The following is a 13,756-nucleotide window of genomic DNA, read 5'->3' as shown; positions in this document are numbered from 1 at the left end:
CGACTCTCGGCGAGAGAGGTGGTGAACCGCCCCGCCGGCCGGCGGTGGCAGCGGATCGGACGCTATTGGCACCCGGTGCCGGAAATCAATACTCGATGTCCACGCCCGTCCGATCGGACGGGCGTGCAGGCTGTCTCCCATGACGGTCGGGACGGTCCTGCTGCACCTGTGCACCCCTGGTGAGTGGCGGAGGTGGCTCGGCACCGGAGCCGTGGCGCCCTCCTCCCTGGACGAGGTCGGGTTCGTGCACCTGTCGACGCCCGACCAGGTCGCCCTGCCCGCGCAACGCCTGTTCGCGGGCCGGACCGACCTGGTCCTGCTCGTCCTCGACCCGGCCCGGATCGACGTCGCCAGGGTCGACGTCCGGTGGGAGCCGGGGGTGCCGACCGACCCGGCGTCGATGCGGTTCCCGCACGCCTACGGGGCGGTGCCGGCGTCGGCGGTGCTGATGGTGCTGCCCTACCGCCCCGGCCCGGACGGCTTCGCCGCACCGGAGGTCCCCGACCCCGGCGCGGCGGCGCGGGCGATGGGGTTCGAGCCGTCGATGCTGCGGCGCGGCGCGACCGCGGAGGAACCGGTGACCGGCGGCGTCGCGGTCCGGACCGACGCCTGGCCGGTGTCGCGGATGCACAACCAGCTGCTGCTCGGCCGACCGGACCGCACCGACCCGGCCACCGTGCTCGCCGAGGCCGACCGGGCGCTCACCGCGCACGGCCTGCACCCGGGGGCGCTGCTGTGGGGCCCGGGCGCGGACGAGCTCGCCGACGGCCTCCGCGCCGCCGGGTGGTCGGTCTCGGCGAACGAGGCCATGACCGCCCCCACCGCGACCGGCGCGGCCACGGGTGCGGACGCGGCGGCGGTCACCGAGCTGGACCACCACGAGCTCCGCGGGTTCCGGCGCGCCTGCTGGGCCCGGGACCTCCCCGGCGCCGGACCCGGGGACCTCGACCAGCTGGTCGACCGCGACACCGGCGACGACCGGGTACTGGCCCTGCACCGCCTCGCCGTCGTCGCCGACGACCGGGTGGTGGCGGCCGCGACGCTGCGTCGCGACGGGGCCACGGCCTGGCTCGACGCCGTGGAGACCGATCCGGCCCACCGCGGCCGCGGGCACGGCCGGGCGCTGCTGGCCCGCTCCCGCGAGCTCGCCGCCGAGCACGGCTGCGACCTGCTCGCGCTGGGCGCGGACGCCGCCGACTGGCCGCGGGACTGGTACCGGCGCAGCGGTTTCACCCCGGTCGGCACCCACCTCGAGGCCTCCGCCCCACGCCGGTGACCCCTCCGGACGGAGGGTGGACCCGCCCCGGCGAACGACCGGGTGGTCAGGTACCCATCCGTAGCTGTTGCCAGTAGTTCGCAACAACCAGGGTTGTGCTCGTCCGTCAGCCGACGAAGCCGTCGAGGAGAGTCATGGCCATCGAGCTCAACCAGATCTGGGACTTCCCGATCAAGGAGTTCCACCCGTTCCCGCGAGCCCTGCTGGGCGTCGGCGCCCACGACATCCTCGGCGTCGAGGCGAAGAACATGGGGATGACCCGCGCCCTGTTCGTCACCTCGGGCCTGCGCGGCTCCGGGATCGTGGAGGAGCTCAAGGGCAAGGTCGAATACCAGGGCGTCGACGTGGTCGTCTACGACCAGGTCGAGTCCAACCCCAAGGACTACAACTGCATGGACGCCGCCGCGCTCTACACGAGCGAGAAGTGCGACGGCATCATCTCGATCGGCGGCGGCTCCTCGCACGACGCCGCCAAGGGCGCCCGCGTCGTCATCGCCCACGACGGCCGCAACATCAACGAGTTCGAGGGCTTCTCGAAGTCCACGAACATGGAGAACCCGAAGCACATCGCGGTCTCCACCACCGCCGGCACCGGGTCCGAGACCTCGTGGGCGTACGTCATCACCAACACCAGCGACATGGACAACCCGAAGAAGTGGGTCGGGTTCGACGACGCCGTGGTCGCCACCCTGGCGCTGGACGACCCGCTGCTCTACTACAGCTGCCCGCAGCACTTCACCGCCTTCTGCGGGTTCGACGTCCTCGCCCACGGGTCCGAGCCGTACGTCTCGCGGCTGGACTTCGAGCCCTCGCTGGGCAACGCGATCTACTCGATCGAGCTCGTCGGGCGCTACCTGCGCGAGGCGGTGTACGAGCCGCGCAACCTCGAGGCGCGGTCGAAGATGATGCACGCGCAGTACATCGCGGCCCAGGCGTTCAACTCCGGCGGCCTCGGCCTGGTGCACTCCGCATCGCACGCGGTCTCGGCGTTCTTCGACACCCACCACGGCCTGAACAACGCCATCGCCCTGCCGCGCGTGTGGGAGTACAACCTGCCGTCGCGCTACGAGCGCTACGCGAAGATCGCCACCGCGCTCGGTGTGGACACCCGCAACATGACGACCGTGCAGGCCGCGGACGCCGCGGTCGAGGAGGCCATCCGGCTGTCCAAGGACGTCGGGATCCCCGACAACTTCGGCGCGCTGCGGTCCGACAGCTACGACAAGAACCGGATGAACACCGGCAAGTACTCCGGTGTCGGCGACACGATCCCCACCGACGGCGACACCGTCCACCGGATCGCGGAGCACATGATGGGCGACTACTGCACCCCGGGCAACCCCCGCGAGTGCACGGTCGAGGCGCTGGTCCCGATGGTGGACCACGCGTTCGGCAAGTCCTACTAGGACGTACCGCCCCACCGCCGTCGCGCCCGGATCAGCCCCCGGGCGCGGCGGCGGCCGTCCGTCCGCCGCACGGCTGCGTGCGGCTCAGCAGTCGAGGAGAACGGTGTCCGACAGCACGGAGTTCGGCAAGGCACGGTCCGGCGGCGCGGCGTCCGGCCCGCCGGCCTTCGAGAGCGCGGAGGCGCTCACCGAGGCGCTGTCCGGTCAGGACTACGTCATCGACCCCGGGTTCGCCGTGGTGGTGCACCTCGCCACGGCACTCGAACGCCCGCTGCTGCTGGAGGGCCCCGCCGGCGTCGGCAAGACCGAGCTGGCGAAGTCCCTGGCCGCGGCGAGCGGGCGCCGGCTGGTCCGGCTCCAGTGCTACGAGGGCCTCGACGACGGCCGCGCCCTCTACGAGTGGGACTACGGCAAGCAGCTGATGCACGTCCAGATGCTCCGCGACCGGATCGGGGAGCTGCTGTCGGGGACCACCACGATGGCCGAGGCCACCGCCCGGCTCCAGGAGCAGGACACCGGGCTCTACACCGAGTACTTCCTCTCCGCCCGCCCGCTGCTCGAGGCGGTCCTGTCCGACGACCCGGTGGTACTGCTCGTCGACGAGGTCGACCGCACCGAGGAGTCGATGGAGGCCCTGCTGCTCGAGGTGCTGGCCGAGCGGCAGGTCACCGTGCCCGAGATCGGCACCTTCACCGCGCGCTCCACCCCGTGGGTGGTGCTGACCTCCAACGACACCCGGGAGCTCTCCCCCGCCCTCAAGCGCCGCTGCCTGCACTACCAGGTCGACTTCCCGACCCCCGAGCGCGAGACCGAGATCGTGTCCCGGCGGGCACCCGAGGTGGCCGCCGACGTCGTCGCCGACGTCGTGGAGCTGGCCCGCAGGCTGCGGGGGTTCCCGCTGCGCAAGTCCCCGTCGATCTCGGAGGTCATCGACGCCGCCCGCGCCGCGGCCGTGCTCGGGCTCGCCACGACCGGCGAGGTCGAGAAGGTGCGCTCGGCGCTGCTGTCCGCGCTGCTCAAGTACGGCTCGGACCGCGAGCTCGCCGTGCGCCGTCTCGACGAGGGCGAGCCGGAGGCCGAGGTGGACGTCGCGACCGACGAGGGCTGGGTCCGCCGGTCCTCCCGGCCCGCCGACACCACCTCCGGCGCCTTCGGGAAGGGCCGGGCGAGCTCCGGTGCGACGCGCGCCGAGGCCGACCGGGCCCGGCGGATGCGGCGATGACCGCGTCCGCGGCCGGAGACCCCGGCACGCGGCTGCTGTCGGTGCTGGCCGCCGCGTTCACCCGGGTGCTGCGGTCGCAGCGGGTGGCGGTGTCCCCCGCGGAGGCGATCGAGGTCCGCCGGGTGCTGGCGCTGCTCGGCGCGGCGGACACCGGGCGGCTGCGCGCAGGGCTGCGCGCCGTGACGGTGAAGTACGCCCACGAGCGGCCCGGGTTCGAGCGTGCCTTCGACGCGTTCTTCGGCCTCGTCGCCGCGGACGGTCCCGGCGCGGCCGGCGGCTCGGGGCCCGCCCTGCGCGAGCCCGGCGGCGACGGCCTGCCCGGGGACCTGGACCTCACCGAGGACGACGACCCGCTGGGCCGCTACGCCGGCTACGACCCGGGCGCCGCCGAGGTGGGCGACCTGCTCGACGCGCCGGAGCAGGAGAAGGGGTTCGACCCCCACCGCGACGACGACGACGCCTCGCTGGGCGGCTCGGACAAGGACCTGTCGGTCTCCTCCGGCGAGGACCGGGGCCGGCGCGGCACGACCTACACCGTCGACCTCGAACGCGCCGGGGCCGCGGTCGGCCGGGAGCTCACCTCGGGGGCCACCACGCAGGCGTCGGGTGAGATCGCCTTCGACGACCCGGAGGCGATCCTGGCCTGGCTCGCGGAGTACGACCCGCACGCCGTCTACGCCGACGGCCCCGACGGCGAGGACCTCTCGGAGATCCAGCTCGACCGGCTCGTCGACGCGATCACCGACTTCGTCGCCCGGCTGGCCGAGCGGGTCGCGACCACCGGGGCCGAGGGCCCGGAGACCGGGGCCGGCGGGAACACGCTGGACTCCGCGGACATGGCACAGGCCTGCCACGAGCTGCTGCACCGGATGCGCGGCGCGCCGCGCCGGGTGCCCCGCGAGCACGCGCACGGTCCGCTCGACGTGCGGTACACGGTCCGGCGCAGCATGCGCAGCGACGGCGTCCCGTTCCACCTGCACCACCGCGCGAAGGTCCCCGACCGGGTGCGGCTGCTGGTCGTCGCGGACGTGTCGCTGTCGGTGCGGTCGATCACCGCGTTCGTACTGCGGCTCGCCCGCACCCTGCACCGGCAGGCGTTCCGCTGCCGGGTGCTCGCCTACGTCGACACCCCGGTCGAGGTCACCGACCTGCTGATGGCCGCGCACGACGACCACGCTCTGGCCGCCGTGCTTGCGGCGCCCGGCATCGACCTGGACGCCACCAGCGACTACGGGCGGGTGCTCCGGACCCTGAACGAGGACTTCGCCGACGCCGTCGACTCCCGGACCGCCGTCCTGTTCGTCGGGGACGGCCGGTCCAACGGCCTCCCGCCCGGGACCGACGAGCTGCGCCGCCTCGCCCGCCGCGCGTACCGGGTCGGGTGGATCACCCCGGAGCAGCGCCGCTACTGGGGCCAGGCGTCCTGCGCCATGGGCGAGTACGAGGAGGTCCTCGACCACGTGCTGGTCGCCCGCGATGCCGACGAGCTGCTCGCCGGGGCGGGCGAGCTGGGGCACGCCCTGTCCTGAGCGGTGCTCAGCCCTCGCGCAGCGACCGGCGCGGGATGTCCGGGGCGGCCGCGCCCGCGGCGTCGCGGGGCATCCGCCGTGCGAACGTGACGACGGCGTCGGTCAGCGCGTCGAGCCGGTCGCGGACGCCGTCGTCGACGAGCGCGCCGCCGTCGAAGTGGGTGTTGTTCGCGTACACCGCGCCGGGGACCGCCCAGGCCCGGAAGAACCCGACGAGCGGCTTGAGCTCGTGCTCGACCGCGAGGAAGTGGTGGTCGGTGCCCCCGGTCGCGACGAGCCCGACGGGCTTGCCCGCCAGTGCGTCGTTGGGGAGCACGTCGAACAGGTTCTTCAGCCGGCCGGTGTAGCTGCCGCGGTACATCGGGGTGCCGACGACGAGCGCGTCCGCCGCGACGACCCGGTCGATCACCGCGCGGGTGTCGCCGGTGTAGTCGGCGGGGTCGCGGCCGTCGGAGAAGACGACGTCGTGGTCGCGCAGGGCGAGCAGCTCCGCCGACACATCGTCGTGCGCGGCCGCCCTGGCCACCGCCAGTTCCAGCAGCAGCGCGGTCTTCGACGGGTCGGACGGGCTGCCGGAGATCGCGAGGAGTTCCATCCCGGCGACCCTAACCGTCACCCGACCCGGCACCCTGGTGTCGTGCAGCTGAGCCGTCGTTCGTTCCTGCGGGCCGCCGGTGCGTCCGCGGCGCTCGCGGGGATCCCGGCTCTCGCGGCGTGCGGCGCGCCGGCCGACGCCGCGTCGCCGCGGCTGGTCACCTCGTTCGCCGGGACCGGCCCGCTCGGGGCACCCGACCCGCACCGGGTGTGGCGGCCGGTGGACCGGGCGCGGGCCGCCGCCGTCGCCGACACGCTGCTGGTGTGGGACCAGGACATGACCCCGCGTCCGCACCTGGCGGCCTCCGCGGCACCCGACCGGACGGGGACGCGGTGGCGGATCCGGCTGCGCGACGCCGTCGCCCACGACGGGCGGCCGCTGGCCCCGGCCGACGTGCTCGCGTCGCTGCGCCGGGTACTCGACCCCGCGACCGGGGCGACGGCCGCGCCGCTGCTCGCGCACCTGGACCTGACCGCCAGCCGCGCGGTGTCGGCGACCGAGGTGGAGCTCGTGCTGGGCCGACCCGACTTCCTGTTCGCCCTGGCCCTGGCCGCGCCGGGAACCGGCATCGTGCGCGGCGGGCGGGGGGACGTGCCCGTCGGGACCGGCGCGTTCCGCTTCCTGCCCGGCTCGCCGGACGCCCTCTACCGGCACGACGGCCACTGGGCCGGCCGCCCGCCCGTCCCCGCGGTGGAGTTCCTGGTCGACGACGACGAGGAGAACCGCTACCAGTCCCTGGTGGACGGCTACGTGCACTGGGCACACGACCTGTTCCCGCACAGCGCACGACGGCTGCTCGGGCGGACCGGGACGACCGTGCTGTCCGCACCGGGCTCGGTGACCCGCTTCCTCGACACCGGGCCCGGCCCGCTCGCCGAACCGCGGCTGCGCGAGGCGGTGCGGCTCGGGATCGACCGGGTGGAGCTGGTGCGCCAGATCCTGCTGGACCTCGCGCAACCCGGTGACGACCTGTTCGGGGCGGGGTTGGCCTACCACCCGGGCGGGCTCGCGCCGGTGGTGCGCGACGTCGCGCGGGCCCGGGAGCTGGTCGTCGCGGCGGGGGCGGACGGGGCGCGGGTGCCGCTGTTCTTCGACCCGTTCGACCCGATGTCGCGACCTACCGCCGACCTCGTCGTGGAGCAGCTGGCGGCGGTCGGGCTGCGGTGCGAGCCGCGTGAGCCGGAGCCGCCGGACGTCGAGCCGACCCCGGGCATCCGGTTCCGCCGTGCCGCGGCGCAGCCGATCCCGCTCTACCTGCAGGCCGTGGCCGCGGCACCCCGGGTCCCCGGCGACGACACCGCGGGCGACACCGGCGACGACACCGCGACCGACGGTGCGGCCGGTCCAGGGACCGGCGGTGCCACCGGGAGCGGGGATGCCGCGGGGGGCCGCCCCGACGTGCGGGCGCTGCTCGCCGTCGCCGCCCGGGCACCGGACGAGGCCCGCCGGACCGACGCCCTGCGCCGCGCCCAGCTCCTGCTGCGCACCGACGCCACCGCCTGGTCGGTCGGGGACGAGCACGTCGGCGTCACCGCGGACCTGTCCGGCGTCGGACCGGCCCGCCCGGACACCGGGACCTGGGCCCGGTTCCACCGCGCCCGCCTCGGCTGACCGCGCTGCATCTGATCGGCAGGTGCGCATCAGTGGCACTTGTGTCCGCAGGGACGTATGTGATCCCGTTCAGGTGATCAACCGACGGGGGGACGTCGTGCTGCGCTCCTTCGGCGAACTGACCGCGCCGAGCCGGATGCTCGTGGTGAACCAGTTCGGCATCAACCTGGGCTTCTACCTCGTGCTGCCGTTCCTGGCCACCCACATGGGGAGCCTGGGCTACGCGGCGGCGACGATCGGACTCGTCCTCGCCCTGCGCAACCTGTCGCAGCAGGGGATGTTCCTGGTCGGCGGCTCGGCGGCGGACCGGATCGGCTGCCGTCCGGTGATCATCGTCGGGTGCGCGCTGCGGATCGTGGCGTTCGGGCTGTTCGTCGTCGCCGACTCCCTGCCCGGCCTGATCGCCGCCGCGGTGCTGACCGGGCTGGCCGGGGCGCTGTTCAACCCCGCGGTGCGCGCCTACCTGATGGCCGAGGCCGGCGATCGCCGCGCCGAGGTCTTCTCCGTGTTCAACGTGTTCGGCCATGCGGGGGCCCTGCTCGGGCCGCTGCTCGGCGCCGCGCTGCTCGCGGTGGACTTCCGCCTCGTCGCAGCCGTGGCGTGCGCCGTGTTCACGGTCCTGACCGTCGCGCAGCTGTTCGTCCTGCCCGCCCGTCCGGCGCCGCCGCAGGACCGTGGGCTGCTCGGCAGCTGGGGCGAGGTCGTCGGCAACGGCCGGTTCCTGCTGTTCGCGCTCGGCGGGGCCGGCTACTTCGCCCTGTTCAACCAGCTGTACCTGGTGCTGCCGGTCGAGGCGCAGCGCGTGTCCGGCGTCGCCGGTGCGGTCAGCGCGGTGTTCGTCGTGTCGACCCTCGTCGGCATCCTCGGCCAGGTCCGCATCACCGCGTGGTGCCGCGCCCGCTGGACCGACGGGCGCACGATGGCCGCCGGGCTCGTGCTGATGGGCGCCGGGTTCGTCCCGCTGGGTGTCGCGGCGCCGTTCGTGCCGACCGCGCCCGCCGGGGAGTGGACCGCGGCCGGGCTGCTCGCGGTCACACCGGTCCTCGCGGGCACGGTCGTGTTCACCGTCGGCATGGCGATGACCAACCCGTTCTCGCTCGCGCTGCTGCCCCGGGTCGGCAGCGAGCAGCTCGCCGGCACCTACTACGGCTGGTACTACCTCGTCTCCGCCGCCGTCGTGGCGGTGAGCAACACCGCCGTCGGGAACCTGCTCGACCGCCATCCCGACGGCGCCGGCCGCTGGATCCCGTTCGCCGTCCTGCTCGCGATCGGGCTCGTCGGCGCCGCTGTCATCGCCTGGATGCAGCGCACCGGCAGGCTCGAACCGCGCGCCGTCACGACCAGCACCGCCACCACCGCCTGAGGAGCACCCGTGGAGCTGACCCGACGCACCTTCCTGGGCGGCGCCGCCGCGCTCGCCGCGGTCCCCGCCCTCGCCGCCTGCGGCGGCGGCACCGGCGGGGGTTCCGAGCGGCTGCGCGCCGCCTTCCCCGGCGGCGGCTCCCGCGAGTCGCTCGACCCGCACGTCGTCCCGCAGTTCGTCGACCAGGTCCGGGCCAGGGCCACCTTCGACACGCTCACCGGGTGGTCGCAGGACATGACCGCCGAGCCCCGGCTGGCCGAGTCCGTCGAGCCGGACGCCGCCGGCACGCGCTGGCGGATCCGGCTGCGTGACACCCGCTGGCACGACGGCCGCCCGCTGACCGCCGACGACGTCCTGTTCACCTTCCGGCGCATCGCCGACCCCGCCACGACCGCCTCGGCCGCGTCGCTGTTCACCCGGGTCGACCTCACCGCGAGCCGGGCCGCCGGACCGCGCGAGGTCGAGGTCGTCCTCACCGCGCCGGACTTCACCTTCCCGCTCTGGCTGGGCGCGCCCGGCAGCGAGATCGTCGCGGCGGGCACCACCGGGTTCGCCACACCGGTCGGGACCGGGCCGTTCCGGTTCGTGTCCTTCACCCCCGGCGGCCCCACCGTCTACACCCGCAACGACGCCTACTGGGACGGCGCCCCGCCCGCCCCGGGGCTGGAGCTCACCCCCATCGACGAGGAGCAGGCCCGTCTCGGGGCGCTGCTGTCCGGCCAGGTCGCCTACGCCCACGACCTGCGTCCGGCGAGTGCCCGCCAGGTGGAGGCCCAGGGCGGGCGGGCCACCCTGCTCACCGCACCGCAGTCGACCACCCAGTTCCTCAACCTGCGTGTTGACCGGCCACCGTTCGCCGACCCACGGGTGCGGGAGGCCGTGCGGCTCGGCATCGACCGCGAGGCGCTGGTCCGGGTGGTCCTGCTCGACACCGGGCAGGTCGGCGCCGACCTGTTCGGCGGGCCGGACCTGGAGTACTACCCGGCCGGTGCGACGGCGGCCCCGCGCGACGTCGGGCGCGCCCGGGCACTGCTGCGCGAGGCCGGGGCCGAGGGGCTGGCGTTCGAGCTGCAGACCTCGGGCAGCGACCCGAACTTCCAGCCCGCGGCCACACTCGTCGCCGAGCAGCTGCGCGAGATCGGCCTGGCCCCGACCCCGCGGGTGCTCGACGCCCCGACCTACTTCACCACCGTCCGCACCTCCGGGGTCGCGTCGTTCACTCGCACCGGGGCGCTGCCGATCCCCGACTTCATCGGGCGTCGCCGGCTGTCGTCCGCCGACAACTCGAACTACACCGGCTACCGGAGCGCCGAGGTCGACCGGCTCTACGCCGAGGCCGTCGCGAACCCCGACGAGAGCGCCCGCGGGGCGGACCTCACCCGGATCCAGACCCTGCTGCGCGACGAGTCGGGGGCACTGGTGTGGGCGCTGTCGGACTGGAACGTCGGTGTCGCCGCGGGGGTCACCGGGATCGAGGCCGCCAAGCCCAACAGCCACCTGTGGGGCCGCTTCGACAAGGCCGCCGCCGGATGAGCACCGGCGCGGCCCCGCCCGTCGTCGACGCCCGGGGCGGACGGTCCCCCGCCGGACGGGTGGCGGTCGCGGCCGCCCAGCTGCTCGCCGCCGTCGTGGCGATCTTCGCGCTGACGACGCTGCTGCCCGGCGACGCGGCCGAGGTCGTCCTGGGGCCCGACGCGACCGACGAGCAGGTGGAACGGCTGCGCACCGAGCTGGGTACCGGCCTCCCGGCCGCGGAGCGGCTCGGCGACTGGCTCGGCGGGCTCGTCACGGGCGACCTGAAGACCTCGCTGGTGACCGGGCGGCCCGTCGTCGACGAGGTGGCGGACCGGCTCGGGAGCACCGTGCTGCTCGCCGCGCTGGGGCTCGCCGTCATGGTCCCGCTGGGGGTCGCCGTCGGCACCGCGGCGGGACGCAGGCCGGGCAGCGTCGTGGACCGGGTCTCCACGGCGACGGTGTCGGCGCTGCAGGCCGCCCCGCAGTTCGCGACCGGGCTGCTGCTGGTCGGGCTCTTCTCGCTGCAGCTCGGCTGGCTCCCCGCGACCGGGGGCGGCGGGTCCCTGCTCAGCCCGGCGGTGCTGGTGCTGCCGGTCGTCGTGCTGGTCGCGGCGCAGCTGGGGTGGCTGTCACGCCAGATCCGCCAGGGCGTGCTGCAGACCGATCGGGCACCGCACGTCACCCACCTGCGCCGGCTCGGCCTGCCCGAGCGCGACGTGCTGCTGCGCCACGTGCTCCCCGGCGGGCTCGCGCCGTCGGTGCAGCAGCTCGCCCGGATCGTCGAGGGCACGCTCGGCGGGGTCGTCGTCGTCGAGGCGCTGTTCGCGTTGCCCGGGGTGGGGGCCGGGGTGGTCGACGCGGTGCAGAACCGCGACATCCCGCTGATCCAGGGCTACGCGCTGCTCGCCGCCCTCGTCACCATCACGGTCAACCTGGTGGCCGACGCGGCGACCGCACGGCTGAGCCCGGTACGGGAGGACGAGCCGTGAGCCGGGTGCCGGTGACGACCGCGGTCGCCGCGCTGCTCGCCGGGGTGCCGCTGCTGTGCGCCGTGGCCGGGCCCGTCCTCGCGCCGCTGCTCCCGGTCCCGGGCGGGTCCGGCGCGCTGCTCCCGCCCGGGCCGGGGCACCCGCTGGGCACCGACGCGCTGGGCCGCGACGTGCTGACGCTCGCGCTCACCGGTGGCACCACCGTCGTCACGCTCGTCGTCGGCACGCTGGTGCTGGCCTACGCGGCCGGGGTCCCGCTGGGGCTGGTGCTCGCCGCGTCCGGGCGCCGGTGGGCGGTGCTGCTCACCCAGCGGACGCTGGACGTACTGCTGGTCCTGCCGTCGTTGCTGGTGCTGCTGGTGCTCGCCGGCACCGGACGGCGCGGTGTCGGCTGGCTGCTGGTCGCCACCGCGCTGCTGCAGCTGCCCGCGGTCGTCCGGGTGGTCCGGGGGGCCGCCGGGGCCCCCGCGCGGCGGGTGGCGCTGGAGACGATGACGCAGAACGGCGAGCGGTGGTGGCGGATCCATCTCGCCGAGACCGGGCGGTTCGTCGCCGGGCCGGTGCTCGTCGACGCCGGGACGCGCGGCGTGCTCGTGCTGACCGTGCTGACCAGCGCGAGCTTCCTCGGGGTCGGGCTGCCACCGGACACCGTCGACTGGGCGGTGGTGATCGAGCAGAACGCGGCGTCGCTGTTCCTCGCCCCGTACGCGCTGCTGGTGCCGGCGGGTCTGCTCGTGGCGCTCGCCGCGGGGACGAACGTGCTGGTGGACCGGCTCGCGGACCGGACGGGGGCGGTCGTGTGAGCGCGCTGTCGGTCCGCGGGCTGACCGCACGCACCGTCGACGGGACGGTGCTCCTCGACGGCGTCGACCTCGACCTCGCGCCGGGTGCGGTGCTCGCCGTCGTCGGGCCGTCCGGGGCGGGGAAGTCGACGCTCGGGCTGGCGGTACTCGGCGAGGCCGCCACCGGGGTGGCGCTCGACGGGTCGGTACGGATCGGGCCCGCCGAGCTGCTCGGCGTCGCCCCGCGGGAGCTGCGGACGCGCCGGGCCGGTCGGGTCGGGCACCTCCCGCAGCACCCGGGCCGGGTCCTGGACCCGGTGCGTCGGGTCGGGCCGGTCCTCGACGAGCTCGCCGCGACCGTGCACGGTCGCGGTCGACGGCACCGGACCGCCCGGGCCCGGGCGGTCACCGAGGCCTGCGAGCGGGCCGGCCTCGGAGCCGAGCCGCACCTGCTCCGCCGCCACCCGCACCGGCTCTCCGGCGGGCAGCAGCAGCGGGTCGCGCTGGCCCAGACGCTGGTGACCGGGCCGGCCGTCGTCGTCCTCGACGAGCCGACCACCGGACTGGACCCGGTCACCACCGACGCGGTGCTCGACCGGCTCGCCGTGCTGGCCGCCGGCTCCACGGCGCTCGTGCTGCTCACCCACGACCTCGACGCCGTCCGCAGGCTCGCCGCCGCCGTCCCGGTGACGCTGCTGGAGCTCGCCGCGGGCCGGGTCGTGCGCACCGGCCCGGCCGCCGCGCTGCTCGGTGCACCCGCCCCGACCGCGTCCCCGCCACCACCGGCGGCGGTCGGGGCGATGCTCGAGGTGACGGGTCTGGGGGTCCGGGCCGCGGGCGGGGCGCAGCTGCTGTCCGGGGTGGACCTCGCCGTCGGGCGGGGCGGGTTCGTCGCGCTGACCGGGCCCTCGGGGGCGGGCAAGACGACGCTCGGCCGGGCCCTGGCCGGGCTGACCCCCTGCTCGGGGACCGTCCGGGTCGGCGGCCGTGACCCGGCGGGCGACCGGCGCGCCGTGCAGTACGTCCACCAGGACTGCCGGTCCGCGTTCCTCGACCACCGCCCGGTCCTCGACCAGGTCGCCCGGCCGGCCGTGCTGCTGCGCGGGCGGTCCCCGGCCGATGCCCGCGCCGCCGCCCTCGCGCTGCTGGAGCGGCTCGGGGTCCCCGCCGCGACGGCCGCGCGCCGCCCGGGCGGGCTGTCCGGCGGTCAGCTCCAGCGCGCCTCGGTGGCGCGGGCCCTGCTCGCCGGGCCCGCGGTACTGGTGGCCGACGAGGCCACCTCGGCGCTGGACGGCGGGCATCGCGCGCTGCTGCTCGCCGAGCTGCGGCGCGTCTGCCGCGAGGACGGCACCGCGGTGCTGCTGATCAGCCACGACCCGGTCGCCGTCGCGTCGGCGGACCGGGTCGTGACCCTCGTCGACGGCCGGGTGGCCGCGGCACCGCAGCCGGTCCCGGCCGGCTGAGCCGG

The 13,756-nt window shown here is 75.6% G+C and carries 11 protein-coding genes; 10 read left to right on the top strand and 1 reads right to left on the bottom strand.

The window, feature by feature from the left end:
* Positions 1-139: 139 nt before the first annotated feature.
* The 4 genes from DMP15_RS05305 to madC all read left to right on the top strand — a co-directional run bounded on the left by DMP15_RS05305 (position 140) and on the right by madC (position 5,433).
* The gene (locus DMP15_RS05305) at positions 140-1,276 is read left to right on the top strand and encodes a GNAT family N-acetyltransferase (protein WP_073576620.1); all 1,137 of its coding nucleotides are present in this window, start codon (positions 140-142) and stop codon (positions 1,274-1,276) included.
* Between the two features lie 134 nt (positions 1,277-1,410).
* Positions 1,411-2,682, top strand: coding sequence for an NDMA-dependent methanol dehydrogenase (gene mdo / locus DMP15_RS05300; RefSeq protein ID WP_073576621.1), 1,272 nt, complete (start codon positions 1,411-1,413; stop codon positions 2,680-2,682).
* 103 nt (positions 2,683-2,785) lie between these two features.
* Positions 2,786-3,904 (top strand): MadB family AAA-type ATPase, encoded by a 1,119-nt coding sequence (locus tag DMP15_RS05295; RefSeq protein ID WP_083658808.1) that lies wholly within the window; start codon positions 2,786-2,788, stop codon positions 3,902-3,904.
* Positions 3,901-5,433, top strand: a complete 1,533-nt coding sequence (madC, locus tag DMP15_RS05290) for a MadC family VWA domain-containing protein (RefSeq protein WP_179761735.1) — start codon at positions 3,901-3,903, stop codon at positions 5,431-5,433. The genes DMP15_RS05295 and madC overlap by 4 nt, the downstream gene beginning before the upstream one ends.
* Positions 5,434-5,440: 7 nt before the next feature.
* Here the strand turns inward: madC and DMP15_RS05285 are convergent, their stop codons facing one another.
* On the bottom strand, positions 5,441-6,028 hold the full coding sequence (locus DMP15_RS05285; RefSeq protein WP_179761734.1) for an NADPH-dependent FMN reductase: 588 nt from the start codon (positions 6,026-6,028) through the stop codon (positions 5,441-5,443).
* A 42-nt stretch (positions 6,029-6,070) separates the two neighbouring features.
* On the opposite strand from DMP15_RS05285, the gene DMP15_RS05280 reads away from it, so the two are divergent.
* From DMP15_RS05280 to DMP15_RS05255, 6 genes are all read left to right on the top strand, one after another.
* A complete protein-coding gene (locus DMP15_RS05280) occupies positions 6,071-7,639 on the top strand; it encodes an ABC transporter substrate-binding protein (protein ID WP_073576624.1) in 1,569 nt (522 codons plus the stop codon).
* Positions 7,640-7,712: 73 nt separating this feature from the next.
* On the top strand, positions 7,713-9,002 hold the full coding sequence (locus DMP15_RS05275) for an MFS transporter (RefSeq protein ID WP_217266913.1): 1,290 nt from the start codon (positions 7,713-7,715) through the stop codon (positions 9,000-9,002).
* A gap of 9 nt (positions 9,003-9,011) precedes the next feature.
* Positions 9,012-10,535, top strand: coding sequence for an ABC transporter substrate-binding protein (locus tag DMP15_RS05270; RefSeq protein ID WP_073576625.1), 1,524 nt, complete (start codon positions 9,012-9,014; stop codon positions 10,533-10,535).
* A complete protein-coding gene (locus tag DMP15_RS05265) occupies positions 10,532-11,506 on the top strand; it encodes an ABC transporter permease (RefSeq protein ID WP_073576626.1) in 975 nt (324 codons plus the stop codon). The genes DMP15_RS05270 and DMP15_RS05265 overlap by 4 nt, the downstream gene beginning before the upstream one ends.
* The gene (locus tag DMP15_RS05260; protein ID WP_251782896.1) at positions 11,503-12,309 is read left to right on the top strand and encodes an ABC transporter permease subunit; all 807 of its coding nucleotides are present in this window, start codon (positions 11,503-11,505) and stop codon (positions 12,307-12,309) included. The genes DMP15_RS05265 and DMP15_RS05260 overlap by 4 nt, the downstream gene beginning before the upstream one ends.
* Positions 12,306-13,751 (top strand): ABC transporter ATP-binding protein, encoded by a 1,446-nt coding sequence (locus DMP15_RS05255; protein ID WP_073576627.1) that lies wholly within the window; start codon positions 12,306-12,308, stop codon positions 13,749-13,751. The genes DMP15_RS05260 and DMP15_RS05255 overlap by 4 nt, the downstream gene beginning before the upstream one ends.
* Positions 13,752-13,756 lie beyond the last annotated feature (5 nt).

Source organism: Pseudonocardia sp. UM4_GMWB1 (assembly GCF_017312155.1).
GTDB lineage: Bacteria > Actinomycetota > Actinomycetes > Mycobacteriales > Pseudonocardiaceae > Pseudonocardia > Pseudonocardia alni.
The sequence above is the reverse complement of the archived record's forward strand: the minus strand, read 5'-3'. Positions and strand labels throughout refer to the sequence as shown.